The organism is Novosphingobium colocasiae, from assembly GCF_014652555.1.
GTDB lineage: Bacteria > Pseudomonadota > Alphaproteobacteria > Sphingomonadales > Sphingomonadaceae > Novosphingobium > Novosphingobium colocasiae.
The window spans coordinates 262,953-289,576 of sequence record NZ_BMZA01000002.1 but is presented as its reverse complement, the minus strand read 5'-3'; the positions used below and the strand labels follow the sequence as shown (position 1 = coordinate 289,576).

Here is a 26,624-nt window from a genome sequence, read left to right as displayed (position 1 = left end):
GCATCGGCGGCGACAACCGGACTGTTGGATTGATAATATATATTATGTAAAATAGGAAGCAACCGAAGGGCGCGGTTCAGCCGATGTGAAGCCCCGCCCAAGTAGCAAACAACGTCCCCCCGACGATGATCGCCAGCCAGATCAGCGCCATCGTTGCGGTGCGCGAAAAGTTGATGTTCCGGGCCGCGAGGCCGCGTGTCGCCAGCAACAGGCAGCCCAGGATCGAGACAATCGAAACCAGTATGGCCGTCTGGCTCATCGTGCCAACTCCTCAAGGTCCACCACCATGCCATCATAGGCCACGCTGACGTGCTCCGGCACTTCGGCGGACAGCGTGGCATAATCCATGCTCTTGTCGAGATGGGTCAGCACCGCCCGCTTGCACCGGGTCACTGAGACCAGTTCCAGCGCCATGGCCAGATGCGCATGGGTCGGATGCGGCTCGCGGCGCAGGCAATCGACGACCAGGACGTCACAGCCGTAAAACAGGTTGACCATGCCGCCTGTGATTTCACTGAAGTCTGTCGCGTAACCGACGGTTTTTCCATTATAATCGAAGGTAAACCCGGTCGATTGCGCGGGGCCGTGCGGCATCTGCACATGGCCGACGCCGAACCCTTCGCAGATCCGCACCGTTTCGAGGTTGTCGAGCGTCACCAGCGTCGGATAGCCGTGCTGGCCAGCGAAGACATAGCCGAACCGCTGCCGCAGGCGGCGCACAGTTTCCGACGCGGCATAGCCCTGGATCGGTCCGGCGCGGCCGTAGCGCAGCGGCCGCAGATCGTCGATGCCGTGGCAATGATCTGCGTGGTCGTGAGTCCAGAACACCGCGTCGATGCGATGAACGTCGCAGGCCAGCAACTGCTGGCGCAAGTCAGTCGGCGTATCCACGAGGACCGTGCCGCCCGCCTCGTTCTGCAACAGGATCGATACGCGGGTACGCCGGTTACGCGGCTCGTCCGGGTCGCACAGGCCCCATTCCGCGCCGAATTCGCCCCCCAGGCGCGGCACCCCGGTACTGGTGCCCGAACCCAGGATCGTCAGCTTCATGGCCGCACGGCCTTGGCGAACAGCGAAAAGAAATTGGCGCTGGTGCGCGCTGCGAGATCGTCCGCACTTTCACCCCGCAGGTTTGCCACGAACCGCGCGGTATCGGCCGTGTAGGCCGGCTCGCAGGTACGCCCGCGATGCGGCACCGGGGCAAGGAATGGCGAATCCGTTTCCACCAGCAGCCGGTCCCCCGGTACCTCGCGCGCGAAATCCTGCAGATCGCGGGCGTTCTTGAACGTGACAATGCCCGAAAGCGAGATGGTGAGGCCCAGTTCCAGCACTCGCCGGCCGAACTCTGCGCTGGCGGTGAAGCAGTGGATCAGTGCCGGGAACGCGCCCTGCTGCATTTCCTCGTCCAGGATGCGCAGCGTATCGTCTTCGGCGTCGCGGGTATGGATGATGATCGGCAAGCCGGTCTGCCGGGCCACCCGGATGTGGGTGCGGAACAGGGCCTGCTGCACCTCGCGGTCGGACTTGTCGTAATAGTAATCGAGCCCGGTTTCACCGATGCCGATGACCTTGGGATGGGCTGCGGCTTCGAGCAGCGCCCCCTCGCCCAGATCGGCGTGCTGGTCCGCCTCGTGCGGATGGATGCCGATCGAAGCCCAGACGTCCGGCTCGCGTTCTGCAGTGGCAACCACCGCCTGCCATTCGCTCTGCCGCGTCGAGATGTTGAGGAAACCGCTGATTCCGGCCGCCCGCGCGCGATCGAGCACGCCCTGCTGGTCCTCTATCAGGCCCTTGTATTGCAGGTGGCAGTGGCTGTCGATCAGCATCAGCCGTCGACCGCCTCGGGCAGTTCCAGACGCGGAAACACGCCGACCGGCTGCGCCACGCGGAACCCGGATGTGATCAGATCGTCAAACCAGCTCGCCGTTTCCAGCGCCGCATAATCGCGGGCGGCGGCGGGTTGGCCCATCTGGTCGAGCAGCTTGTCGATCGCCGTCGGCACCACCGGCCGCACCGCCAGCGCCAGTTGCCGCACAGACCGGAACAGCACGGTCAGCACCGCTTCCATCCGCGCCGGATCGGTCTTGCGCAGGGTCCACGGGGCCTGTTCGTCGACATACTGGTTGCAGGCGAACACTGCTTTCATCCAGCTTTCGAGACCGTTGCTGAAATCGAGATCGGTGAACGCCGCGCGCAGGCCAGCGATGCCTTCGGCTACCGCCCCTGCGAGCAGCGCATCCGCCGTTGTCTCTTCCAGTCCCGACTTGAGTTCGCCACCCATGTTTTTGAAAATCATGGAAAGTGTGCGCTGCGCCAGATTGCCGAAGCTGTTCGCCAGCTCGGCATTCGCGCGCGTGACGATCGCTTCGGGCGACCACGAACCGTCCTGCCCAAATGCCACTTCGCGCAGGAAGAAGTAGCGCACGGTATCGACGCCGAAAGTTTCGGCCAAGGCGATCGGGTCAGTGACATTGCCGACCGATTTGGACTCCTTCTGGCCGCGATTGAGCAGGAAACCGTGGCCGAACACCTGCCTGGGTACCGGCAGGCCAGCGCTCATCAGGAATGCCGGCCAATAGACGGTGTGAAAGCGCACGATATCCTTGCCGATCAGATGGAGATCGGCTGGCCAGTATCGCGCGTAATCTCCTGTTCCGTCAGGGAAACCAAGGCCAGTGAGATAATTCGTGAGTGCGTCAACCCAGACGTACATGACGTGGTTTTCGCTGCCCGGCACTTTGACGCCCCAGTCGAAACTGGTGCGCGACACCGAAAGATCGCGCAGGCCGCCCTCAACGAACCGCTGGATTTCGTTGCGGCGGCTTTCCGGGCGGATGAATTCACCGGCGGCGTAGAGTTCGAGCAGCTTGTCCTGATAGCGCGACAGCCGGAAAAACCACGATTCCTCGACCGTCCACTCGACCGGGGTGCCCTGCGGCGAAAGCTTGACGCCCCCTTCCCCTTCGACAAGCTCGGTCTCGTCGTAATAGGCTTCGTCGCGAACCGAATACCAACCTTCGTAGCGATCGAGATAGAGATCGCCGTTCGCTTCCATCCGCCGCCACAATTCCTGCGTCGCGGCGTGGTGGCGCGGTTCGGTGGTGCGCATGAACACGTCGTAATTGACATCAAGACCATCGCACATATCGATGAAATGCTGCGACATTTCGGCAGCGAGTGCGGCTGGGGTCACGCCCATGTCACGTGCCTTCTGCGCCATCTTCAGGCCATGTTCGTCGGTTCCGGTCTGGAACCGCACGTCGAACCCCTCGGCCTTGCGGTGGCGGGCGATGACGTCTGCCGCGATCGCTTCGTAAGCATGGCCGATGTGCGGCTTGCCGTTGGGATAGCTGATGGCGGTGGTGATGTAATAAGGCTCGCCCATGGCGTCTGGCGGCTTTCCTGGCTCGGGAGTGGTCTAGCGAGCCGTCTCTCTAGGCATCGCGGCCGATGCCAGCAAGCCGCCAATTTCCATTATCAAAAGCCCGGCATCGAAATTGTAGACCGGAGCCTGCGCCGAAAGCCGGGTCAGCGTGCTGTGCGCGGCGATGATCTTCACCTGGCCGGCCCGGCCCGCAGTAACCAGTTCGGCCGAGAGCACCGTGCGCGCGAGTTCCAGCGCGGCGAGCTGCCGCTCGCGCGACGGGCGCGCGCCCATTTCCGCCGCCAGCCTGCCGCGCAGCCGGAAATCGCCGTCGCCCTGATGCAGGATTGCCAGCATCAGCTCGTGAATTTCGCTCAGATCCTGCGCGATGAAGCTGAGCGCGACGCCCGGCGAGCCCCGGCTCGCGGTGATCGCGGCGGCACGCTCGGCAGCGTCGGCCTGCGGCATGTCGCGGCGCACGACGGCATCGAGTTCGTCCGGAGCCAGCGACTGGAAGCGCAGCACCCGGCAGCGCGAGCGGATGGTCGGCAAAAGCCGGCCGGGCTGATGGGCGATCAGCAGGAAATAGGTGCCGACCGGCGGCTCCTCCAGGCTCTTGAGCAGGGCGTTGACCGCGCTTTTCTCCATGTCGTCGGCCGGATCGATGATGATCGCCCGGCGATCGCCCAGCGTCGGCCGGGTCACCAGCCGGTGCTGCATCGTGCGCACCTGTTCGATGGTGATGTTGCGCTTGGTCTGGAACGGCTTGCCCTCGGCCTTCTTCTTCGCCTCGTCATCGTTCGCGGGCAGATGCTCGAGGATGTGGATATCGGGGTGCGCCACCGCATCGGGCAGTCGGCCACCCGGTTCGCGCACCAGTTCGCCGGCGGCGGCGCAGGCGAACGCGCGCTTGCCCAGCCCCTTGGCCCCCGCCAGCAGCCAGGCATGATGCATCCGATCGGAACCGAGCGCGGCGAGCCACTCCTGCCAGGCCTGTTCCTGGCCGATGAACGGGCGGCCCACCTTCACGCCGGGCCCAGCAGGCCGGCCACGGCCGCCATCACCGCCCGGTGCGTCGCCTCGGGCGAGCCGTCGCCGTTTATCCGCGCGAACCGCTCCGGCTCGGCCTCGGCCATAGCTGCGAACGCCGCGCCGACACGGGCGTGGTAAGCGGTATCACGGCCGCCGATGCGGTCTGTCCCCCCGGTGTCACGCGCGGCCAGCCGGGCGGCGGCGACTTCGGGCGAGACTTCGATGAGAACGGTCAGATCGGGTAGCAGGCCATCGCTGCCGATGCGGTGAAGCGTCAGGATGTCGCCATCGTCCAGCCCGCCGCCGCCGCCCTGATAGGCACGGCTCGAATCGATATAGCGATCGCACACCACCCAAGCCCCGCGCGCCAGTGCCGGACGGATCAGCTTTTCAACGTGATCGGCGCGGGCCGCGGCAAACAGCAGCGCCTCGGCGCGCAGGCCCCAGGGCTGATCGCTATCGCCCGCAGCGCCCAGCAGCAGCGCGCGGATCGTTTCGGCTCCCGGCGTCCCGCCCGGTTCGCGGGTCGCCACCACGTCATGCCCGCCCGCGCGAAGCGCGGCGACGAGCAGGCGGGCCTGGGTCGATTTGCCGCCCCCTTCCCCGCCTTCGAACGCGATGAATTTCCCCGGTGTCATTGCAGCAGGTTCATAAACCCATTGCGCAGCCTGTCCACCGGCCCGGCCACCGCGACATCACGCCCCGCCCGCAACGGCACGTGGCCCGGCGGCAGGTTGCCGACGCGGATTTCGAGCGTCCCGATCCGCTGGCCTTTGGCAATCGGCGCCTTGACCGGCCCCTTGTAGCGCACCGTCAGCCCTATCTGCGGCGAAGTGCCGGCGGGAAGCGTGGCGATCACGTCGCGATCGGCCACCATCGGCACGGCATAGGCGGCCCCGCCCTGCACCCGCGCCGTGGCGATGGTCGCCCCCTTGTCGAACAGCGGGCGCGCCGACCAGGCGGAAAAGCCCCATTCCAGCAGCGCGCGCGCGGCGGCATCGCGTTCGCGGAAAGTGGGCGTTCCCGCCAGCACCATCACCAGCCGCCGCCCGTTGCGTTCGGCAGAGCCGAGGAAGTTGTACCCGGCTTCGCGGGTATAGCCGGTCTTGATGCCGTCGGCACCGGGCACCACGCCCACCGTCGGATCGTGGCTGCGCATCGCCACATCGCGCCAGAAATAGTGCTTGCGGCCCGAAAACGCGCGGTAGAAGCGCGGGTAGTTCATCGTCATCGCGTCGGACAACCGCACCAGATCGCGCGCCGTCACATAGGTCAGGCCATCGTCCATCCAGCCGTTCGGCGTATGATAGTGGCTGCGCGACATGCCCAGCCGCCGGGCGGCTGCATTCATCTTTGCGGTCCAGTTATCGACGCTGCCCGCCGCCCCGCGCGCCAGCACGATGCAGGCATCGTTGGCCGAATTGGTCATGATCCCGTGCAGCAGTTCGGCCAGGGTCGGCCTGTCCTGCGGTGTCAGGTACATCGAAGTGCCCTTGGCCCACCATTCCTTCGAGGCATCTTCGGGCACCGGAAACCGCTGGTCAAAGTGCAGCCGCCCCGCCGCGATCTCCTCGAACGCGACATAGGCGGTCATGACCTTGGTGACCGACGCGGGGAGGAACGGCACGTCCGGCCGCCGCTCGGTCAGGATCTGGCCCGAATTGAGATCGACCAGCATGGAAACCGGGATGGCGGCTACCTCGGGAGGCGGCGCGGGCGCGATGCTGGGCCCGGCGGCCATCACCGCGCCGCCTCCGGGGGGCTGGACCAGCAGGCCGGCCACCATCAGGGCCAGCATACCGGCCCGCTTGGGCAGGAATTTCAAGGTCGGTTTACTCCGCGCCGGGGGAAGCGCGGGGACGTGGGAAGCCGGGGCTTGCCGTCAGTCCGCGCTCTGGATCAGGCCGCTATATCCGGCGGATTTCACTTTCTCCAGCGCCGCGCTCGCTTGTCCACGACTTGCGAACGGCCCGGCGTATACCCGCCACAGCTTGCCGGAGCGGCTGACATTGGCGTTGAGCTTACCGGCCAAGGCGCGGGCGTTGGCCTCCGACGCGAACGCGCCGATCTGCACCACCAGCGTGCCCTTGGCCGCCTTGGGCGCGGTAGCCGCAGCAGGAGCGGCGGGCGCAGCCGCGGCAACGGGAGCCGCCGCAGGCTTCGCCGCAACCGGCGACGGCGGGGCGACCGGCTTGGGTGCAGGTTTCGGCGCTTTGGCAACCGGTGCTGCGGGAACCGCCGGCGCGTCAGTCGGCAGCTTGGGCATCGATGGCGGGGTGGACGGCGGCGGTTGCAGCGGCGACTGGCTGGCAAGCTTGCGGCGCAGCACCTTGAGCAGCGGTTCGGGCGTATCCATGCGCAGCGGCGCGGTGCCGCCCTGCCGCAGGGCCGCGCGTTCCGGCTCGGGCGGGTTGACCCGGCGCACCCGCACCGCCGGATGGCTGCCCGGTGTCACCCCCAGTTGCGCGGCGGCGGCGGGCGACAGGTCGATCAGCGTATCGTTGACCATCGGCCCCCGCCGCTCGATCCGCACCAGAATCGTGCGCCCGGTGTCAAGCGCGGTCACCTCGACATAGCAGGGCAGCGGCAGGGTCTTGTGCGCGGCGGTGATGCCGGCACCATCGGCCGCGCCCACGCTGGCATTGCCGACGGCATCGTAATTGAGCTGGTCCACCGGTGTCCAGGTGACCGAGCCGATCGTGTACGGCTCCCCCACCACCACCGGATAATCCGCCGCCGGGCCGGTCGGCTGCAGCGGGGCAGGCTCGATCCGGTCCCGCGCTATGGCCGTCCCGGCGGCCAGACAGATCAGCGCCGCGACGGGCAAGCGAACATTATTGGGCAATTTCATCTGCAAGCAACCCCACGGACAAGGCGTAGTAGTTAGAGCAGTTGTACTGGAGGATGACCCGATAATTACCGGTTAACAGATAAGCCGCCGTGCCGGGGCCATCGGGCTGGAACAGGAATGCCTGCACGTCGCTTGCGATCGGGGCCAGCGGTGTCACCCCCAGCGCGCGCCATTCCGACACCGCTTTCCAGCGCGAATGGCGGGCATAGACGCGGTCGCAACTGGGCGCGGCCAGCAGGGTGGCTTGCGAGTCTACGGCAAAGCCTTCGGGGAGCGATGCCCGCACGCCCCAGGGCTGCCCCGGCCGCCATCCGGCATCGCGGAAATAGTTTGCGATCGATGCGACCGTATCGGCCGGGCTGGCGAAGATATCGCGGGTGCCGTTGCCGTCGCCATCCACCGCAAGCCGCAGGTACACGCTGGGCAGGAACTGCGGATTGCCGAAGGCCCCGGCCCAACTGCCCTTCAGCTTCCAGCGCGGGATGCCCTGGTCGGCCATCTTGAGGAGGGCGATCAGTTCCCCTTCGAACAGATCGCGCCGCCGCCCTTCCCAAGCCAGCATCGCCAGCGAACGCGACAGGTCGAAATCGCCGGTATAGCTGCCGAAATTGGTCTCATGCCCCCAGATCGCGAACAACATCTTGGCGGGCACGCCATAGCGCGCCTCGATCCCCGGCATGATCGGCGCAAGCTGCGCATAGCGCGCCTGCCCCCGCGCCACCAGCGACGCGCCGAGGTGCTTGGCGAGGTAACTGCTCATCGAAGGGGGCGTCCCCTGCCGCCCCGGCTGCGCGCTATCGAGCGCGACGACCCGTTCGTTCGGCGTCAGATCGCCCAGCATTGTCGTGATCGTCGCGTCGCTCACCCCTTCGCCCCGCGCCCGCGCCGCCACCGCCTGCATATAGGTGGAGAACGGCTCCGGCGGGTTCTGGGCTTCGGCCGCCTGCCCGGCACTCAGCGAGACGAAAGCGGCACCGGCAAGGCGCAGCGCCCTTGCGAGAGAAAATTCACGAAACATTGCCCGCAGGTTCGCACATCGGCGCGCTCCTGAAAACCGCCCCGCCGTTCGCCTGACCGAAAAATACGGGGGACACCCCGCAAGTCTGGCCTGCACCGCCACCCCTTGCACTGCCGCCTCATTACGCTATGCGCTGGCGGTTGCGCGGACAGGTGGCCGAGTGGTTTAAGGCAGCGGTCTTGAAAGCTACCGGAGCTTGTGGCGGCGCTTGAGTGAATGGAGAATGTTGGCAGAGGGTTAGCGTTGGGTCGGCTTAGGTGGCAAATTACCTATAAGCCAGTCATCAGCGGCAAGCCGCTGAATGTTGTGGAAGCGTGGCCGAGTGGTTGAAGGCTCCAGTCTTGAAAACTGGCATACGGGCAACTGTATCGTGGGTTCGAATCCCACCGCTTCCGCCATTCGATGGCACCAAAAACGAACCGAGGGGATCGAGCGTGGCCACTGAAAAGGAACTCTTGAAGAAGTTCTTGGACCCCTTGAAGGTCTGCAGACGCTACAAGCCAAAATTTGGACAGGGCAATCGGGAAGAAGGCGTCTCGCTCCCGCAGTTCTTGAACCTCTATGGTGCCGACCCATTCTATGCGTGGTGCGGGCTAGACTCCGAACTGATGTATGCCGCTCATAAGGCGGCCGGTGGAATGACCTCGGTGTATCGTCAGATCGGCAAAGGGTGTGAACACCTCTTTCGAGAGATGATTATCGACGCAACGGGTTACGCGGACCGCAACAGCGCCTTTTGGTCCTACACGACCAAAACAAGCGCGGGGAAGGAAAAAACTCTTTCCCTTGATGGTCGCCTCCAATTTGATGACATACAGGATGCTGAAGTAAAAGCCCGGGTCAACGCTTGGGTGGCAGAATATTGCGACATGCTCGGAGCGGAGGTTCCGACCCAAGGTGCGGTGTTCGAAGTTCGGCAAGGGTATAAAAGCAAAGACAGCAAGCGTCAAAATGGCGACATAGACAACATCGCAGTTGCATGGGCTCAAGGCTATATGCCCGTCTTCGCGATATTCTCTGGTCAAATTGATGGCGATCTCGTGCTTCGATATCGGAATAGCCGCGGTGGAATTCTGTTTGGGCGTCCAACTGGCTCTTCCACTGCTTCGCTATTCACATTCTGCAAAGAGGTATTGAACTTTGACCTCGCCGACTTCTTTACCCGCAACTCGCCCGTCATTAAAGCTGAAGTTCACGAAACACTGGAAGCTTTGTTGAATGCTTGAACTCGTTCGCCCGTTAGTGAAGCAACGCTCTGATTTGACGTTCAAGCACAACAAGTCGCTAGGACGTCACGGTTGGCTTCGCCTCACGCCCGCCTACTCTGTGAAATTGGTCAAGGAAATCATTGCATCCAGCCCACCCAACGTGGCCGTGCTAGACCCTTTTTCGGGCACCGCAACAACCACACTGACGGCTGCGGAGCACGGCAATCCTGCGCTTTCCTTCGATATCAATCCTTTCCTGATATGGCTAGGAAATATAAAATGTCGTTCGTATTCATCTGAACATGTCGCCTTGGTTCGAAGAGGTGTCGAACGGTCAATTGAGGCTGTTACAGCTCTATTGAAGCAGACCAATTGGACGCCCCCACTTTTCAACATTGAGCGATGGTGGTCCTCATCGACTCTGCAGGTTCTGTCGGCGCTGCGCGCCGGGTTGGTTAAAGAATTTGGCGAGCCTGCGGGAGATTGCACGGACGGCTTGGCTTGGGTAACGTTCTGCCGACTTGTTATTGAAACGTCCTCTGCTGCATTCAATCATGTCTCGATGTCTTTTTCCTCTGGAACGGTACATCACGAAGTCGAGCACGTAACAGACCTCTATCTCGCTATTTTGGACACTGTTCTGGCTTCCTGCGACGCCCAAATACTGGGGCATGGTGAGATAGTCGAAATAGATGCTCGCCAGATTCCAGAGATGGACCGGCGCTTTGGCCTCGTCGTCACTTCGCCACCATATCCAAATAGAATCAGCTATATTCGAGAGCTTCGCCCTTACATGTATTGGATGAAGTTTCTTGAGGAAGCTCGCGAAGCCGGGGAAATGGATTGGAAGGCCATTGGCGGCACTTGGGGCGTCGCGACAAGTCGCCTAAATACGTGGGAATCAACTGGGGAGATTCTTCCAAAAATCCTGACTAATACGGTCGAAAATATTGCCAAAAGCGATGGAAAGAATGCCCAACTCCTGGCTATGTATGTCTTAAAGTACTTCCATGATATGCACCTTCACTTGTCAACGCTGCCCAACGCGCTAGAGAATGGCGCGCAGCTACATTATATTGTCGGTAACTCCACATTTTTTGGGAATTTGGTCGATACTCCAGCCATTCTTTCCGCTTCAATGAAGATGCTGGGATATGCGGATGTCGAATCAAAGATTATCCGTAAACGAAACAGCAATAAGGCACTGTTCGAGTACGACGTGACCGCGCGCTGGCAAGGCTAAGTAGCCCGGCTTATGAGGCGCTTATCGATTGAGTCGAAGAGGCACAACTTTCCTACTCCCTCGCCCCCTGATACGGTTTCCCCTGCGCGCATGCGCCGCTCTTTTCGCATCGTCGCTATTCGCAGCGGAAATGATCGTTCCGGCATGACAAGTGTAACTTTCGCTTTTGATGGATAATATATTGAAATATAAGATTTAATCTCCAAAAATGAAAGTTACAAGGTGTAACCTTTGTAAACTTCGGGCTGCCGCCCGCATGGTTTGATCGGCGCAAGCGCGGTGAACAGCGCCAAGGCGCCCGCGCCCTTGCCGCCGGCCATACGAAACCTTCCCCCCTCTCACCGGTTTATCCCCGCGCACTCCGCCAGACGGGAAAACCGCACATGGACCGCTTGTTCACCAAAATCGCCACCCGCATTGCCGATGCCGCCGGGCAGCCGATGACCTTCGTGCTGGCGCTGGCCGTCATCATCGTGTGGGGGATCAGCGGGCCGGTGTTCCAGTATTCGGATACCTGGCAGCTCATCATCAACACCGGGACCACGATCGTCACCTTCCTGATGGTGTTCCTCATCCAGAACAGCCAGAACCGCGACGCCGCCGCCATGCAGGCCAAGCTCGACGAGCTGATCCGCGCGGTGGACAAAGCGCGCGAGGAGTTCGTCGGTATCGAGCATCTGACTGCGGCCGAGGTCGAGAAGGTGCGCGATGCGCTGGAAAAGGAAGTGGGTGAGGACGGCGGCAAGGCCAGGACCGCGCATGAAAGCGTGGGCCGTCTGCTCGATCGCACCTGAAGGTTCCCCCCGCCCCGTGCGCGCCTTGGGATAACCTTTGTCGCCGCCTTGTGCCGCCCCCTTCCGATTTGGCAGGGACCATCGGGTGAGCGCATCCATCGTCATCGGCAGCACGCCGCAAGGCCAGCCGGTCGAAATAGACATCAAGGAACTTCTGGCGACCCGCCTGCTGGTGCAGGGCAATTCCGGGTCCGGCAAGTCGCACCTGCTGCGCCGGCTGCTCGAGGAAAGCGCCGGCATCGTCCAGCAGGTAGTGATCGATCCGGAAGGCGATTTCGTCAGCCTCGCCGAAGCGTTCGGCCATGTGGTGATCGACGGGTCTGCCTATGGCGAGGCGGAGATCGCCCGGCTTGCCGCCCGTATCCGCCAGCACCGCGCCTCGGTCGTGCTGGCGCTGGACGAGCTGGAGATCGACCAGCAGATGAAATGCGCGGCGCAGTTCCTCTCGGCGCTGTTCGATGCGCCGCGCGAGCAGTGGTATCCGGCGCTGGTGGTGGTCGATGAAGCGCAGCTCTTCGCGCCCGCCGCTGCCGGGGAAGTGTCCGAGGAAGCGCGCCGGGTCAGCCTGGCGGCAATGACCAACCTCATGTGCCGGGGCCGCAAGCGCGGCCTTGCCGGGGTGATCGCCACGCAGCGGCTCGCCAAGCTCGCCAAGAACGTGGCGGCCGAGGCTTCGAACTTCCTGATGGGGCGCACCTTCCTCGATATCGACATGATCCGCGCGGCGGATCTGCTCGGCATGGAGCGCCGCCAGGCCGAAGCGATCCGCGATCTGGCGCGGGGGCAGTTCCTGGGGCTGGGCCCGGCCATCGCCCGGCGGCCGGTCTCGGTCCAGATCGGCGATGTGCGGACCGGGGCGAAATCGGTCACGCCCGGCCTGGTGCCCTTGCCCACCGCCTCGACCGAGGAACTGCGCGAGCTTTTGCACGACAATCTCCACGTCGAGCCCGAGCGCCCCGATTTCAGCCGCCCGGTGCGTGCGCCGCGCGTGGAGCCCGAGGATATCGGGGCCCGCATCGCCGCCGGCACCGATGCGGCCGTGCCCCTGCCCTCGCGGCGCGAGCCCGAGGCGGACACTCCGCCCGATCGCGAGGAACTGCTCGCCATCCTCAACGCCATGGCGGCCGATCCCGAATGTGCGTTCCAGTCTTCCACCGCGCTGTTCCAGGATTTCACGATCCGCTGCCGGATGAAGGGCATTTCGGTGCGCACCCTTGATGCGACCGCGTTCCGGCGGGGCTATGCCGCTGCCGTGGCCGGGATCGCCGATCCCGATGCGCCGGAGTGGGAAGACCTCGTCAACCTGGCCAAGCATGTCCCCGACGATGCGCTGGCCCCGTTCTATGCGATCGCGGTGGCGGCGATGGAAGGGCGGCCCTGCCCGGATGATGGTGAGCTGGCGCGCATCTACGGCACCAGCAGCCCGCGCCGGGTCCAGCGCCTGCTCGATTACCTCGAAAAGGACGGACTGATCGTTGTGCGCACCGATTTTTCCGGCAAGCGCACCGTCAGCCTCCCGGACCTGGGCGTCATCACCATCGCGGTCGAGGCTTAGGCGCGAAATTTCGCCGCGATTGCGTTCGATCAATGCCGCATCGCACAAACGCTGTCAGGACTGCAGGCATCATCCCCCCAATGGAGATTGCCGATGTCCCTCGCCGAACCCCTGTGCCTGACCACGCGCGCCGGCATCGAACTGGACGTGCGCGTTGCCGAGGCCGCCGATGAGCCCGCGCTGGCCGCGTTCTTCGATCGTGTGACCGATGAAGACCGCCGGTTCCGCTTCTTTTCCGCCGCGCACCATGTCAGCCACCAGCAGCTCGAACCGCTGGTCCATGCCGATCACTTCCGCAGCGAATCGTGGCTGGCGGTCAACCGCCAGACCGGCGAGATCGTCGCCTCGGCGCTGCTCGCCTGCGACGGCCCGCTGGACACCGCAGAAATCGCGATGTCGGTCTGCGCCGATCATCGCGGCAAGGGCGTGGGCTGGGCAATGCTCGATTTCCTGGCCCATCAGGCACAAGCGCGCGGCGTCCGCCGGGTGATCTCCATCGAGGACCGCGACAACCACGCCGCGATCGAACTGGAGCGCGAAAAGGGGTTCGAGCCGCAGCCGGTGGACGGCGATCCGACGCTGGTGATGCTGTCCAGATCGTTCCGCTGAACCTTTCGCGTATCCCGTTGCTTTGGAACGGGAAATAAAGCGCAACATACTGCGCAAAGTGCGCTGGCGCTAATCGTCTGGTAACCACTGCGGCTGCAAGGAACGGTCCACCGCCCCGCAGCGCGCGGGCTGCTGGATGGAGACCTGATTTGCATCACGAACGGATCACGGGAGCCAAGGGCCGGCAGGCCGAACGGCAGCCGCGCGCCGAAGTGGTCATCCAGTGTGAAGTGCGCCAGGGCACCCGGCCGTGGCGCAGCGCCCGGCTGGAGGACTTGTCCCCCGGCGGCTTCCGCATCGCCAGCTTCCCCGATCACCGCGTGGAAGTGCCGCTGCGCATCCGCATCCCCGGCATCCAGTTGCTGAGCGCCCGCATCTGCTGGGCACGCGAAGGCGCGGTGGGTTGCGAGTTCGATGCGCCGCTGCATCAGGTCGTGTTCGAACACCTGGTCCGCGTCGCCGGCGGCTGACGCTGCCCGCCGAGCGGATACGAAAAAGGGCCGGCGCGATGCCGGCCCCTTCCGTTTGGTCGAATGACGACGCGCGTCAGATATGCAGCGCGCGCCCGTAAGCGGCGAGCACCGCTTCGTGCATCGATTCCGAGATCGTCGGGTGCGGGAACACCGTCTGCATCAGTTCGGCCTCGGTGGTCTCCAGCGTGCGGCCGACGACGAAGCCCTGGATCATCTCGGTCACTTCGGCCCCGATCATGTGCGCGCCCAGCAGTTCGCCGGTCTTGCCGTCGAACACCGTCTTGACGAAGCCCTCGGGTTCTCCCAGCGCGATCGCCTTGCCGTTGCCGATGAACGGGAAGGTGCCCACCTTCACATCGTGCCCGGCCTCCTTCGCCTTGGCCTCCGTCAGGCCGACCGAAGCGATCTGCGGGTGGCAATAGGTGCAGCCGGGGATGTTCGCCCGGTCCAGCGCGTGGGGATGGACATCCTTGTTGCCCAGTTCCTTGGCGATGGCCTCGGCGGCGGTGACGCCTTCGTGACTCGCCTTGTGCGCCAGCCACGGACCCGGGGTGCAGTCGCCGATCGCCCACAGGCCGGACACGCCGGTACGGCCGTAACCGTCGATCTGGATGAACCCCCGATCCAGCTTCGCGCCCACCGCCTCCAGTCCGATCTCCTCGGTATTGGGAACGATGCCCACGGCGGAGATGACATGGCTGAACTGGTGATCGGCAACCTTGCCGTCCTTGCCCTTGATCTTCGCGGTGACGCCCTTGGCATCGGCGGTGATCGCTTCCACGCCCGCGCCCGTCAGGATTTTCATGCCCTGCTTGGTCAGCGCCTTTTCGAGGAACGCCGAAACGTCCTTGTCCTCGACCGGGACGATGCGGTCCATCATTTCGACCACCGTCACCTCAACGCCCATGTCGTTGTAGAAACTGGCGAATTCGATGCCGATCGCGCCGGAACCCATGACCAGCAGCTTGCTGGGCAGTTCCGCCGGGGTCATCGCGTGGCGATATGTCCAGATACGCTTGCCATCGGCCTTGGCGAACGGCAGCTCACGCGCGCGGGCACCGGTGGCGACGATGATGTGCTTCGCGCTCAGGATTTCCTTGCCTTTGTCGCCGCTCACTTCCAGCTTGCCGGTGCCGATCAGCTTGCCGGTCCCCATGTGTACCGCGATCTTGTTCTTCTTCATCAGGTGCGTGATGCCCTGATTGAGCTGCTTGGCCACCCCGCGCGAGCGGGCGACCACGGCGGCGATATCGGCGCTGATGTTCTCCGCCGTCAGGCCATAGGCCTTGGCGTGTTTCATCTGGTGGTACACCTCGGCCGAACGCAGCAGCGCCTTGGTGGGAATGCAGCCCCAGTTGAGGCAGATGCCGCCGAGCAGTTCGCGCTCGACGATGGCGGTCTTCAGGCCCAACTGCGCGGCGCGGATTGCCGCGACATAGCCGCCGGGACCCGAACCGAGCACGATGACGTCGTAAGTATCAGCCACTGAATCACAACTCCTGTTCGATGGCGCGGGGTTGCCCGGCCTCGTCGATGGCAACGAAGGTGAAGACCGCCTCCGTCACTTTCACTCTCTCTTCCGCATGGCGGTTGCGCCGCCACGCCTCGACCGCGATGATCAGCGACGTGCGGCCGACCTTGCGCAGCTCGCCATAGACCGTCACCTCGTCGCCGATCTTGACCGGTTTGTGGAACTGCATGCCATCCATCGCCACGGTCACCGCGCGGCCATGGGCGCGGCGGGCGGCGATCAGGCCGGCCCCCATGTCCATCAGGCTCATCAGCCAGCCGCCGAATATATCGCCATAAGCATTGGCATCGGCCGGCATCGCCGTGATGCGGATCACCAGCTCGGGTGCTTGTTCCTCCATGGACATGTCTCCTTCAGCCGGGTGCCGGAGCGAGCGTTCCCACTTCGACCGGCCTGTCGTTTGCCCCCAGCACCACGAACGTGAAGCTGCCGTTAGCGACTTCGACGCAAGCCTCGCTGGCGCGGGCCCGGCCGAAACCGCGCGTGGCCACCGTGATCGAGGTGCGGCCGACGCGCCTGATCTCGGCGTAGACATTGAGCTCGTCGCCCACCTGCATCACGCCGGGAAAGCCGAAATCCGTCGCGCCGACGACCACCGCCTTCAGCCCGGTGCGCCGCGTCACCAGCGAACTGGCACCCAGCGCCAATTGGCACATCAGCCAGCCGCCGAACACGCCGCCATAGGGATTGAGATCGGTGGGCATGGCGGTAACGCGGATGACAAGATCACCCGCGCCGGTTGCATCCCCCGGTGCGGCCATGTCAGGCCACCATGCCGAGCGGCTTTTCGATCAGCGCCTTGAAAGCCTGCATCAGCCGGGCCGCATCGGCACCGTCGATGGCGCGGTGGTCGAAGCTGCCGGTCGCGCTCATCACCGTCGCCACGCCCAGCGTATCGTCCGGCATCACCCAGGGCCGCCGCTCGCCCGCGCCGATCGCCATGATCGTGGCCTGCGGCGGATTGAGCACGGCGGCGAACTGCTTGATGCCCAACATCCCCATGTTGGAGATGGAAGCGGTGCCGCCCTGGTATTCCTCGGGCTTGAGCTTGCCTTCCTTGGCGCGCGTGGCCAGATCGCGCGTCGCCAGCGCGATTTGCGAGAACGGCCGGCCATCGGCATTGGTGACGATCGGAGTGATCAGCCCGTTCGGGATCGACACCGCGACCGAGATATCGGCGCGCTGGTAGCGGATGATGTCATTGCCGGCGAAAGCCACGTTGCATTCCGGCACTTCGATCAGCGCAAGGCCCAGCGCCTTGATCAGCATGTCGTTGACCGACACCTTGATCCCGCGCCGTTCGAGTGCCGCGTTGACCTGCGCGCGAAGCGCCAGCAGCGGATCGAGCACCACGTCCACCGTAAGATAGATGTGCGGCGCTTCCTGCTTGGACTGGGTAAGCCGGCGGGCGATGGTCTTGCGCATGCCCGAAAGCGCATCGATCGTATGCGGAACCCGCGCATCGACCAGCGCCGCAGCATCGGCAGCGGGCGCGGCGGCGATAGCAGGAGCAGCCGGAGCGGTGGCCTGCTTCGCCGGAGCGGGTGCGCCGGAGGACGCGCCCTCGACATCGGCCTTGACGATCCGGCCATGCGGGCCCGATCCGGTGACCGAGGCGAGATCGACGTTCTTGGCCGCAGCAATCCGACGTGCCAGCGGCGAGGCCACCACGCGATTGCCCGCTGCCGCCTTGGGGACAGGTGCAGGAGCCGGCTTGGCCGCGGGAGCGGCCTGTGGAGCGGGTGCAGGCGCAGCGTCCACGGCCGGCTTCGCCGCCACTTCCTGCGGCGCAGCCTTGGCCACCGGTGCCTCGCCGTCGTCCTCGCCCGAAAGCGTCGCGATCACGGTGCCGACTTTCACGCCTTCGGTACCCTCGGCAATCAGGATCTTGCCGACAGTCCCTTCATCGGCGGCCTCGAATTCCATGGTGGCCTTGTCGGTCTCGATCTCCGCGAGAATATCGCCGGAGGAGACGGCGTCCCCCTCCTTCACCAGCCACTTCGCCAGTTTGCCTTCCTCCATGGTCGGAGAAAGGGCGGGCATTTTGATCTCGATGGGCATGGAAGCGCTTTGTGTCCTTGTTCCTGGGGAAGGTCGGGAATGGGTGCCTGTTTGGACAATTTACCTTCGGCCCGCAAGTGTTGCCATGTGCCGGACCTGAGCATTCGTCCTTGCTTGCGCGCAGCCCCGATTGCTCCGATAAGCCGCAAGAGGGAGGCAGGGCATGCGCGTTTATCTGGTCATCGTTGACGAAACCGACGAAGCGCGCGTGGCGCTGCGCTTCGCCGCCCGGCGCGCCGCCAAGACCGATGGCGTCGTCCACCTGCTGGCGCTGGTGCCGCCGCAGCCGTTCAACGCCTTCGGCGGCATCCAGGCCACGATCGAGGAAGAAGCCCGCGCCCGCGCCGAAACGCTGGTGACCACCGCGGCGGGCAACCTGCTCTCGCAGGGTGCCAAGATGCCGCTGATCTCGGTCAAGATCGGCGAGGACGTGAAGGTGGTGCGCAAATACCTTGAGGAACATCCGGAGGTTTCCGCGCTGGTTCTGGGTGCTGCCAGTGAGGGCGGGCCGGGACCGTTAGTCGCCCACTTCACCGGAGCGGGGATGACGCACCTTACCTGCCCGGTTTTCGTGATCCCCGGCGGCCTTTCGGATGAGGCAATCGAAAGGTTGAGCTGAGTACGCCCTCACAAGTTCCGTACTACCGCCGCCGATATGGCGCGCGCCGATCAACCCACGATTGTGCGGCCCGATGGATGCTGAAACGAGTTCAGCACGACAGGGTTGGGTGAGGTTATGCCGAGCCCGCCAACACCAGCAACATCACCACATCGTCACCCTGAACTTGTTTCAGGGTCCATCACGCCGTTCTCCTCCGCCGCAGATACAGGGGCGGGCCGGTAGGGTGACGGCCCTCGCGCAAAGCCCAGGCCGCTAACGCTTGCCTCGCCCCTGATGGCGAATATTCTTCGGCCTTCCGCGCTGGCCGACCAGATGCTTGCCCTTTTTCTTCAGCGCCACCGGGGCACCGCGCGGTTCGATGCGGCCGCTTCCTTCGGGCAGTTCGAACTTGAGCGCGCCGGTCAGCGGGTTGGCCTCGGCAAGCCGCAAGGGCAGGAACTGGCCGACGGCATAGCGGGTGCCGCTGTTTTCGCCCTCTAGCACTTGCGCCTTTTCGTCATAGGCGAACCGCTCGTCGCCCAGCGTCGAGACCGGGACCAGCCCGTCACCCCCAAGGCTGACGATGGTGGCGAAAAAGCCGAACTTCTGGACGCCGGTGATGCGCGTCTGAAAGACTTCGCCGACGCGGGCGGATAGCCAGGCGGCAACGTAGCGGTCGATCGTCTCGCGCTCGGCTTCCATGGCGCGGCGTTCGGCCTGGCTGATCGCGTCCGAAATGCGGGACAGGTCGTCGCGATCGCGCTCGGCCAGTCCGGTCGTCGGCGGGATATCGCCGTGCGGCCGGGGCTGTTCAAGCTGGTAGGCGTCGACCAGCGCGCGGTGGACCAGCAGATCGGCGTAGCGGCGGATCGGCGAGGTGAAATGGGCATAGGAGCCGAGCGCCAGGCCGAAATGCCCTTCGTTGCGCGGGCCGTAATAGGCTTGCGTCTGGCTGCGCAGCACGGCCTCCATGATCAGCGCCTTCTCGCCCTCGTCCGCCACGTCCTTGAGCATGCGGTTGAACAGACCGGGCGTGATGACCTGACCCAGCGCCAGGCTCTTGCCGAAGGTGGCGAGGTAATCCTTCAGCGCCACCAGCTTTTCCCGACTGGGCGGTTCGTGCAGGCGATAGACAACCGGCGCGACCTTGGCCTCCAGCGCCTTGGCCGCAGCCACGTTGGCGGCGATCATGAAATCTTCCACCACGCGATGCGCGTCAAGCCGCTCACGCAGCGCGATCTCGGTGATGCGGCCGTGTTCGTCCAGCTTCACCCGGCGCTCGGGCAGTTCCAGTTCCAAGGGATCGCGCGCCGCGCGCGCGGCGGCCAGCGCCTTCCAGCACGCCCACAGGTTGGGCAGCACATCAGGACCCACCTCGCCCGGTGCGGTCGCGGTGCCGTCGATGCGCGCCTGCGCCTCCTCGTAAGCGATCACTTCGGCGATGCGGACCAGCGCCCGGGTAAAGCGGAAACCGGTAACCTTGCCTCCGGCATCGATCTTCATGTGGCAGGCCATCGCCGCCCGATCCTCGCCCCCGCGCAGCGAGCAGACATCGGCCGACAGCACCTCGGGCAACATCGGCACCACGCGATCGGGGAAATAGACCGAGTTGCCGCGCTTCCTCGCCTCGCGATCGAGGGCACCGCCGGGACGGACGTAGAAGGACACATCGGCGATGGCGACAAGCGCGTCGAAACCGCCCTCGCCATCGGGCAGCGCCCAGATCGCATCGTCGTGGTCGCGCGCGTCGCTGGGATCGATGGCGACGATCGGGAGGTGGCGCAAGTCCTCGCGATGATCGGGGCTCAGCGCCGTCCTCGCCGCCCGCTGCGCCTCTTCCAGCGTCTCGGTCTGGAAGGCGAACGGGATGCCGTGCTTGTGGATCGCGATCAGGCTGAACGCGCGCGGAGCCAGCGGTTCGCCCAGCACCTGGGTCACCTTCATCGCCGCACGAAGCGAACGGCCGGTCGGCTCGGCCAGCACCAGTTCGCCCTTTTCGGCTCCCCCCAGATCGGAGATCGGAGAGGAATTGCGGATGCGCTTGTCCACCGGTGCCAGCCACGGCTTGCCCACGCCGTCGATCTCGACCACGCCCAGCACCTGTTCGCTGCGCAGTTCCAGCTTCTTCATCGGGTAGGCGCGCCAGCCGCCACCCGGCGTCTCCTCCGTGCGCGACAGTACCCGATCGCCCTTCCTGAGCGCGCTGCCTCTTCCTTTCTCGATCAGCCTGATACGCGGCGGCGGGGTCGCGTCCTCGGGTTGCCAGCTATCGGGCACGGCGATCGCTTCACCCTCGTCGATATCGACGATCCGCAGCACGGTGACCTTGGGCAGACCACCCATCTTATGGAAGGCGGTGCGCTTGCCGTCGATCAGGCCCTCTTCCGCCATGTCCTTGAGCAGCGCCTTGAGCTGGATATTCTCGTTGCCCTTCAGCCCGAATTCGCGCGAGATCTCGCGCTTGCCGGCAGGCGTCGGCGAATTCTGGATGAAGTCGAGGATCTGCTTGCGGGTGGGCAAGCCGGGTGCGGGCCGGTTACGGGGTGCCATCATGCCGCAATGGGACGGGCGCCCCGGCAATGCAAGGGCGGGCAGCAATCCACCCCCGGATCACAGATGGTCAGGCTCGGGACCGTAACGATTGTCGCCGTCGCTGGAGGACAAGAGGCCGAAGATCACGAACAGCACCGGCGCGGCCCAGCCGGCCAGCCCACGTGCCGCCATCCGTGCCTGCATCGCCTGCGCCGTGGCCGCATCGCCCGACTGCGCCTTGTGCATCAACGCAATCGTCTCGTCGATCGTGCCGACGGTATAGGCGCAGGCACCCAGGTAGATCACTCCGATGACCAGCCCGATCCAGCCCGGCTTGTTCGAATCGTGCAGCCGCCGGGTGAACGACGCGGCGACCAGTGCCACAATGACCAAGGTCACGACAACATTCAGCCACGCCGACATGCGGATGGTGGTTTCGAACCGGCTCATGATCTGCCGGTTGACCTCGACCTGATCAGCCCCGGCCTTCGCCGCTTCGAAGGCCCCGCCGATCATGCCCCCGGCCACCACCAGCCCGCCGACAACCGACAGGATCATGTACACAACGAACAGGAACAGCATGTAGAACCAGAAGGTGGACCGCGAATCCCGGCCCGAGAAATTGGCAAGTCCGGCCAGATTGTAACGGATCGCTTCGAACATGCCGCTTGCCCCTTTATCCCCAAAGTTCGCTATACACCCCACGTCATGCTGGCGACGGCCTCATGTCAAGAACTTCCCCGGGCCTAATAGGAACGCGCCACGTATATCCGCTCCACGCCCGGCTGCCCGGTGAAGACGCACGACCCCGTCACCGCTTCGCCATCGAGCGGCGTGTTGCGGATCGTCAGCTTGAGCGCCTTCAGCCGCTGGACCACGGCCTCAAGGTCGTCCCCGCTGGGCCGTGACCAGATGACCTCGGCCCAACCCGGATAGCGCTGATCCTCGGCAAAGAACGCTTCCAGTGCAGCAAAGTCGGCGATCGGGGCGATATTGGCATCGCGCCGGGCCGCCGCCTCGGCATAGAGCGAGGTCTGGATATCTTCCAGTTCGCCGGCGGCGCGTGCGGTGAAATCATCCTTGGCCAGCGCCACGAAGTTGGCCTTGGCAGCCTCATTCCACAGACGATCGCGGCGCAGCATCGATACCATCCCACCGGCAGCATCGCGCCCGCCGATTTCGAGGATCAGCGGCACGCCCTTCTTCACCCACGCCCAGCGCTTTTGGGTGGCCTTGCCGGGCCGCTTGTCGAGCAGCACGCGCACCGGTTCGCCGCAGGCCTGCTGCGCGGCCAGCGCACGGCGCAGGTCTTCGCAGTACGCCAGCAGCGCATCGTCCTCGGGCGTATCGCGCAGCATCGGCAGGATCACGATCTGGTGCGGTGCCACCATCGGCGGCACGCGCAGGCCATCATCGTCGCCATGGGTCATGATCAGGCCGCCGATCATGCGCGTCGAAACGCCCCAGCTCGTGGTGTGGGCATATTGCTGGCCGCCTTCGCGATCCTGATACTGTATACCCGCCGCCTCGGCGAAGCCGGTGCCCAGATAGTGCGAGGTACCGGCCTGCAGCGCCTTGCCGTCCTGCATCATCGCTTCGATCGAATAGGTGGCGACGGCTCCCGGAAAACGCTCGTTCTCGGGCTTTTCGCCGGTCATCACCGGCATCGCCAGTTCGGTCTCGGCAAAATCGCGATACATCTCCAGTGCGCGCAGCGTCTCGATCATGGCATCGGCACGATCGGCGTGGGCGGTGTGGCCTTCTTGCCAGAGGAATTCGGCGGTGCGCAGGAACATGCGGGTGCGCATTTCCCAGCGCACCACGTTGGCCCACTGGTTGACCATCAGCGGCAGGTCGCGCCACGACTGGACCCAGCGCGCCATCGCCGCGCCGATCACGGTTTCCGACGTCGGGCGGACCACCAGCGGCTCTTCCAGCTTCGCTTCGGGATCGGGCACCAGCCCGCCCTTCTCCCCCGCGATCAGGCGATGGTGGGTGACGACCGCCATTTCCTTGGCGAAGCCTTCCACATGATCGGCCTCCTTGGCGAAGTAGGACAGCGGAATGAACAGCGGGAAATAGCAGTTCTGGACGCCTGCGGCCTTGATCCGGTCATCCATCCGGCGCTGGATGCGTTCCCAGATGCCATAGCCCCAGGGCTTGATCACCATGCACCCGCGAACGCCGGAATCCTCGGCCATCTCGGCCTCCGAAACCACTTCCTGATACCACTGGGCGAAGTCGTCCTCGCGCTTGACCGAGAGGGCGTGACGTATGGCGGACACGGATGTTCTTCCTGCTTGAATGCGCCGCGCCGGACCGTCCGGCGCGCGAAATGTCGCGGCGGCGGGTATGCCCGCCGTCGGCGCCTCGCTGGCGCTTATTTGCCCAGCGCGTCAAGCCTCTTCTGGATTTCGGCCATCTGGTCGCGCAGCGCGGCAAGATCGCCGCCGCCTTCTTCGCCGGCCGGCTTGGTCTCGGGCTTTTCGCCACCGGGCATGAATGCGGCGGACGCGGCGCGGAACATCGCCATGTTCTGTTCGGCCAGCTTCGCCAGCGGGTTGTTGCCCAGGCTGTCCTCGAACGCCTTGGCCAGCTTGGCCTGATTGGCGCGGAAGTTTTCCATCGACGCTTCGAGGTAATGCGGGATCAGCGACTGCATCTGGTTGCCATACATGCTGATCAGTTCGCGCAGGAAGTTGACCGGCAGCATCTGCTCGCCGTTCGATTCTTCTTCCATGATGATCTGGGTCAGGATGGTGTGGGTGATATCGGCCCCGGTCTTGGCGTCGAGTACCTTGTAGTCCACCCCTTCGCGGGTCATTTTCGAGAGGTGATCCAGCGTGATGTAGCTGGACGAGCGGGTATTGTAGAGCCGCCGGTTAGCGTACTTCTTGATGATTACCGTATTGTCGTCGTGCGACGCCGTTTCAGCCATGACCTATCCCCAGTCCTGTCGAACACGCACGTTAACACCGCCGCTTGACGCGACGCAACACAATTTGCTGCGCAGCAAAACCCGGAACGAACCAGATTTAACGCTGAAAGCGTCGGCCCAGCCCTGTGAGCAGCTCATATTGCGAAAGGCCGCTGGTCTGCGCGGCTTCGGGAAGCGCGTAATCCGCGCTCACCCAGTCACCTTCGGCCAGGTCCGGCGCGGCATCCAGATCGATCACGACCATGTCCATGCTGACCCTGCCCAATACCGGCAAGGGCTTCTCGCTATTGCGAAAAACACCTCTGGAGGACCAGCAGCGCAAGTATCCGTCGGCATAGCCGATGGCGATCGTGCCCACCCGCATGGCGCGCGGCGCGGTGAAGGTCGCGTTGTAGCCGACGGTCTCTCCGGCGGCGATGCGGCGGACCTGGAGCACGGCGGCCCGGGGCACGACCACCTGCCTGATTTTTCCGTCGAAAGCGGCGTTCGGATGCCCGCCATACAGCGCCAGCCCGGGCCGGGTCAGGTCGCCATGAAAATCGGGGCCGAGCGCGATGCCGCCGCTGTTGGCCAGCGCGGCGCGTTGATGGGGGACGATCGCGCAGGCCTCGCGCCAGCGGCGGCGTTGCTGCTCGTTAGGCCCGGCCTCGTCTTCGGAAGCGACCAAGTGCGAATGCAGGACATCGACCTGAAGCCCGCGCAGCGTTTCGTCGGCCAGATCGGTCATCGCCACGCCGAGCCGGTTCATCCCGGTATCGACCATCAGATCGCACCACCCGCCGCCTTGCGCCAGCCAGCGCCGGGCCTGCTCCAGCGAATTGATCACCGGGCGAACCCCGCTTTCGCGCGCGAAGCGACAGTCCGCATCGGACAGCGGGCCGTGCAGCACCGCCAGTTCGCGCGGATCGAGCAGATCGACCAGCGCGGCCGCTTCGAGCCAGTGCGCCACGAAGAAATCGCGGCAGCCGGCCTCGCGCAGCAGCGGCACGACCCGATGCGCGCCGACGCCATAAGCGTCCGCCTTTACCGCCGCCCCGGCCCGCGCCGCGCCGGACCACCGGTCCAGCATGCGCCAGTTGGCGGCGAGAGCATCGCCATCGAGGTCCAGCCTGAGTGCGGGGACGGGAAGATCAGTCAGCATCGTCTCGGAAATCGTGCGGCGGACCGCCCTTAAGCCCCCACATCGCCACCACAAGCCCGAACGCGACCACCGCCCAAGTATACCACAACCCGGCATAGGCATCACCGGTGCGGGCATTGATGTAGCTGGCGATCAGCGGCAGGAACCCGCCGAGATAGCCCGCCCCGATGTGATAGGGGATCGACATCGAGCTGTAGCGGATCTGCGGCGGGAACATTTCGGTCAACTGCGCGGCGGTGGCACCATACGTCAAACCCGATAGCGCGCCCAGCACCGTCAGCAGCGCGCCGATGCCGATCAACGCGCCGAGCCCGGGGTGCTGCACGTTGAAATCGAAGCCGTTGGCGGTCAGCACCGCTTCCAGCCCCGCCTTGCGCGCCTTGTCCGCCTCCTTGCGCAGCGCCGCATCGTCAACCAGCCAGGCCGGGTCGATCGCCACCGGCTTGCCGCCCACGGTGACGGCGAGCGCCGGAGCGTCCTGCACGCTGTACGGCACGCCGCTGGCGGTGAGGGTTTCGAGCACTTTGCCGCACTCGCTCTGCTTGACGCCCTTGAGGTCGGCGAAGGGATCGGTGCTGCACGCCGGGCCGGCGACGATCACCGGTGCCGCCTTGGCGCTGGCCTGGAGACCGGGGTTGGCCAGCGATCCCATGCCCCAGAATATCGGGAACAGCAGCGCCAGCGTCAGCCCTGCGCCGATCACCAAAGGCAGCTTGCGCCCGACCCGGTCAGACCATGCGCCGACCATCACGTAGAATGCCATGGTGATGATCGCGGCGATGCCGATCACCAGTTCCACCGTTTCCGGCGCGACCCGCATCGGCCCCTTCAGGAACGACAGCGCCGAGAAGAACGCGGTGTACCAGATCGTCGTCAGGATACCGGTGATGCCGAACAGGGCGATGAAGATGCGCTTCTTGTTGCCCGGATAGGTGAAGCTTTCGACGAAGGGGTTACCGGCGATTTCGCCCTGTTCGCGCATCGCCAGAAACACCGGGCTTTCCGATAGCTTGAGCCGCATCCACAGCGAGATCGCCAGCAGGGCCAGGCTCAGCACGAACGGCGCGCGCCAGCCCCAGGCGGACAGGGTATCGGCCGGGAAAATCGCCGCATTGGTCAGCACCACGATCAGCGACAGCACGAACCCGCCGACCACGCTCGACTGGATGTAACCGGTGTAATAGCCACGCCGGCTGGGCGGGCTATGCTCGGAAACGTAAATCGCCGCGCCGCCGTATTCGCCGCCCAGCGCCAGCCCCTGAAGGATACGCAGGATCAGCACGGTGAACGGGGCCCACAGCCCGATCGTCTCGGCAGACGGAATGAACCCGACGCCGGCGGTCGAAATGCCCATCAGCGTCACCGTGACGAGGAAAGTGTATTTTCGGCCGAGCTTGTCACCCCAGTAACCGAACAGGATGGCGCCCAGCGGACGGAACCCGAAGCCCACCGCGAACCCGGCCCAGACCAGCAGCAGTTGAAGCGTCGGCCCGACGTTGGGGAAAAACGCCTTGCCCACGAAGCTGGCCAGCGTTCCGTAGATGAAGAAATCGTACCATTCGAACACGGTGCCGGCAGAGCTGGCCGCGATCACCAGGCGAATGTCGGACTCGCTCGGTTCGGACGCGGGCGGATGCGGGTGTGCGTCGGCCAATGGATTCCCCCTCAGGTCA

At 64.7% G+C, this 26,624-nt stretch carries 26 protein-coding genes and 1 tRNA gene; 8 read left to right on the top strand and 19 right to left on the bottom strand.

Annotation, left to right across the window (positions count from 1 at the left end; translation table 11 throughout):
• Positions 1-76: 76 nt before the first annotated feature.
• Genes IE122_RS05175 through IE122_RS05135 form a run of 9 tightly spaced genes read right to left on the bottom strand, consistent with a single transcriptional unit; the run spans position 77 to position 8,265 of the window.
• Positions 77-259 (bottom strand): hypothetical protein, encoded by a 183-nt coding sequence (locus tag IE122_RS05175; protein ID WP_189620035.1) that lies wholly within the window; start codon positions 257-259, stop codon positions 77-79.
• The gene (locus tag IE122_RS05170) at positions 256-1,050 is read right to left on the bottom strand and encodes an MBL fold metallo-hydrolase (protein WP_189620034.1); all 795 of its coding nucleotides are present in this window, start codon (positions 1,048-1,050) and stop codon (positions 256-258) included. The genes IE122_RS05175 and IE122_RS05170 overlap by 4 nt, the downstream gene beginning before the upstream one ends.
• Positions 1,047-1,826, bottom strand: coding sequence for a TatD family hydrolase (locus IE122_RS05165; protein WP_189620033.1), 780 nt, complete (start codon positions 1,824-1,826; stop codon positions 1,047-1,049). Before IE122_RS05165 ends, IE122_RS05170 begins: the two co-directional genes overlap by 4 nt.
• On the bottom strand, positions 1,826-3,385 hold the full coding sequence (metG, locus tag IE122_RS05160; protein ID WP_189620032.1) for a methionine--tRNA ligase: 1,560 nt from the start codon (positions 3,383-3,385) through the stop codon (positions 1,826-1,828). The genes IE122_RS05165 and metG overlap by 1 nt, the downstream gene beginning before the upstream one ends.
• Before the next feature lie 33 nt (positions 3,386-3,418).
• Complete coding sequence (locus IE122_RS05155) at positions 3,419-4,393, bottom strand: DNA polymerase III delta subunit-related protein (RefSeq protein WP_189620031.1); 975 nt, start codon at positions 4,391-4,393, stop codon at positions 3,419-3,421.
• Positions 4,390-5,034 (bottom strand): dTMP kinase, encoded by a 645-nt coding sequence (tmk, locus tag IE122_RS05150; protein ID WP_189620030.1) that lies wholly within the window; start codon positions 5,032-5,034, stop codon positions 4,390-4,392. Before tmk ends, IE122_RS05155 begins: the two co-directional genes overlap by 4 nt.
• On the bottom strand, positions 5,031-6,221 hold the full coding sequence (locus IE122_RS05145; protein ID WP_229813775.1) for a D-alanyl-D-alanine carboxypeptidase family protein: 1,191 nt from the start codon (positions 6,219-6,221) through the stop codon (positions 5,031-5,033). Before IE122_RS05145 ends, tmk begins: the two co-directional genes overlap by 4 nt.
• Positions 6,222-6,278: 57 nt before the next feature.
• Positions 6,279-7,247: a septal ring lytic transglycosylase RlpA family protein gene (locus IE122_RS05140; RefSeq protein ID WP_189620029.1), complete on the bottom strand. Its 969-nt coding sequence runs from the start codon at positions 7,245-7,247 to the stop codon at positions 6,279-6,281.
• The gene (locus tag IE122_RS05135; RefSeq protein ID WP_189620028.1) at positions 7,231-8,265 is read right to left on the bottom strand and encodes a lytic murein transglycosylase; all 1,035 of its coding nucleotides are present in this window, start codon (positions 8,263-8,265) and stop codon (positions 7,231-7,233) included. Before IE122_RS05135 ends, IE122_RS05140 begins: the two co-directional genes overlap by 17 nt.
• A 308-nt stretch (positions 8,266-8,573) precedes the next feature.
• Between IE122_RS05135 and IE122_RS05130 the strand changes: the two genes are divergently transcribed.
• The 7 genes from IE122_RS05130 to IE122_RS05100 all read left to right on the top strand — a co-directional run bounded on the left by IE122_RS05130 (position 8,574) and on the right by IE122_RS05100 (position 14,144).
• A tRNA-Ser gene (locus tag IE122_RS05130) sits at positions 8,574-8,663 on the top strand.
• 36 nt (positions 8,664-8,699) lie between these two features.
• Complete coding sequence (locus tag IE122_RS05125) at positions 8,700-9,491, top strand: hypothetical protein (protein WP_189620027.1); 792 nt, start codon at positions 8,700-8,702, stop codon at positions 9,489-9,491.
• Positions 9,484-10,716, top strand: coding sequence for a DNA adenine methylase (locus tag IE122_RS05120; RefSeq protein WP_189620026.1), 1,233 nt, complete (start codon positions 9,484-9,486; stop codon positions 10,714-10,716). The genes IE122_RS05125 and IE122_RS05120 overlap by 8 nt, the downstream gene beginning before the upstream one ends.
• Positions 10,717-11,099: 383 nt before the next feature.
• Positions 11,100-11,510 (top strand): low affinity iron permease family protein, encoded by a 411-nt coding sequence (locus IE122_RS05115; protein ID WP_189620025.1) that lies wholly within the window; start codon positions 11,100-11,102, stop codon positions 11,508-11,510.
• Positions 11,511-11,595: 85 nt separating this feature from the next.
• Positions 11,596-13,065: a helicase HerA domain-containing protein gene (locus IE122_RS05110; protein ID WP_189620024.1), complete on the top strand. Its 1,470-nt coding sequence runs from the start codon at positions 11,596-11,598 to the stop codon at positions 13,063-13,065.
• Between the two features lie 93 nt (positions 13,066-13,158).
• Entirely contained in the window at positions 13,159-13,674 is a 516-nt protein-coding gene (locus tag IE122_RS05105; RefSeq protein ID WP_189620023.1) for a GNAT family N-acetyltransferase, read from the top strand.
• Positions 13,675-13,823: 149 nt separating this feature from the next.
• Positions 13,824-14,144 (top strand): PilZ domain-containing protein, encoded by a 321-nt coding sequence (locus IE122_RS05100; RefSeq protein WP_229813773.1) that lies wholly within the window; start codon positions 13,824-13,826, stop codon positions 14,142-14,144.
• 76 nt (positions 14,145-14,220) lie between these two features.
• Here IE122_RS05100 and lpdA read toward each other — a convergent pair whose 3' ends face one another.
• From lpdA to IE122_RS05080, 4 genes are read right to left on the bottom strand one after another with little or no spacing between them, the layout of a single operon-like run.
• A complete protein-coding gene (lpdA, locus tag IE122_RS05095) occupies positions 14,221-15,633 on the bottom strand; it encodes a dihydrolipoyl dehydrogenase (RefSeq protein WP_189620022.1) in 1,413 nt (470 codons plus the stop codon).
• A 4-nt stretch (positions 15,634-15,637) separates the two neighbouring features.
• Positions 15,638-16,018: an acyl-CoA thioesterase gene (locus IE122_RS05090; RefSeq protein WP_189620021.1), complete on the bottom strand. Its 381-nt coding sequence runs from the start codon at positions 16,016-16,018 to the stop codon at positions 15,638-15,640.
• A gap of 13 nt (positions 16,019-16,031) precedes the next feature.
• Positions 16,032-16,439: an acyl-CoA thioesterase gene (locus IE122_RS05085; RefSeq protein WP_189620020.1), complete on the bottom strand. Its 408-nt coding sequence runs from the start codon at positions 16,437-16,439 to the stop codon at positions 16,032-16,034.
• 1 nt (position 16,440) lies between these two features.
• Entirely contained in the window at positions 16,441-17,739 is a 1,299-nt protein-coding gene (locus tag IE122_RS05080) for a pyruvate dehydrogenase complex dihydrolipoamide acetyltransferase (RefSeq protein ID WP_189620019.1), read from the bottom strand.
• A 163-nt stretch (positions 17,740-17,902) separates the two neighbouring features.
• On the opposite strand from IE122_RS05080, the gene IE122_RS05075 reads away from it, so the two are divergent.
• Positions 17,903-18,358: a universal stress protein gene (locus IE122_RS05075; protein ID WP_189620018.1), complete on the top strand. Its 456-nt coding sequence runs from the start codon at positions 17,903-17,905 to the stop codon at positions 18,356-18,358.
• A 255-nt stretch (positions 18,359-18,613) separates the two neighbouring features.
• Here IE122_RS05075 and IE122_RS05070 read toward each other — a convergent pair whose 3' ends face one another.
• The 6 genes from IE122_RS05070 to IE122_RS05045 all read right to left on the bottom strand — a co-directional run bounded on the left by IE122_RS05070 (position 18,614) and on the right by IE122_RS05045 (position 26,605).
• A complete protein-coding gene (locus IE122_RS05070; protein ID WP_189620234.1) occupies positions 18,614-20,890 on the bottom strand; it encodes a ribonuclease R family protein in 2,277 nt (758 codons plus the stop codon).
• Between the two features lie 60 nt (positions 20,891-20,950).
• Positions 20,951-21,535, bottom strand: a complete 585-nt coding sequence (locus IE122_RS05065; RefSeq protein WP_189620017.1) for a DUF805 domain-containing protein — start codon at positions 21,533-21,535, stop codon at positions 20,951-20,953.
• An 83-nt stretch (positions 21,536-21,618) separates the two neighbouring features.
• A complete protein-coding gene (locus IE122_RS05060) occupies positions 21,619-23,157 on the bottom strand; it encodes an aminoacyl--tRNA ligase-related protein (RefSeq protein ID WP_189620016.1) in 1,539 nt (512 codons plus the stop codon).
• A gap of 95 nt (positions 23,158-23,252) precedes the next feature.
• Positions 23,253-23,810 carry a polyhydroxyalkanoate synthesis repressor PhaR gene (gene phaR / locus IE122_RS05055; RefSeq protein WP_189620015.1) on the bottom strand — a complete coding sequence of 186 codons (558 nt, stop codon included), beginning with the start codon at positions 23,808-23,810 and terminating at the stop codon, positions 23,253-23,255.
• A gap of 97 nt (positions 23,811-23,907) precedes the next feature.
• Positions 23,908-24,951: an alanine racemase gene (alr, locus tag IE122_RS05050; RefSeq protein WP_189620014.1), complete on the bottom strand. Its 1,044-nt coding sequence runs from the start codon at positions 24,949-24,951 to the stop codon at positions 23,908-23,910.
• Positions 24,941-26,605 (bottom strand): MFS transporter, encoded by a 1,665-nt coding sequence (locus IE122_RS05045; RefSeq protein WP_189620013.1) that lies wholly within the window; start codon positions 26,603-26,605, stop codon positions 24,941-24,943. Before IE122_RS05045 ends, alr begins: the two co-directional genes overlap by 11 nt.
• Positions 26,606-26,624 lie beyond the last annotated feature (19 nt).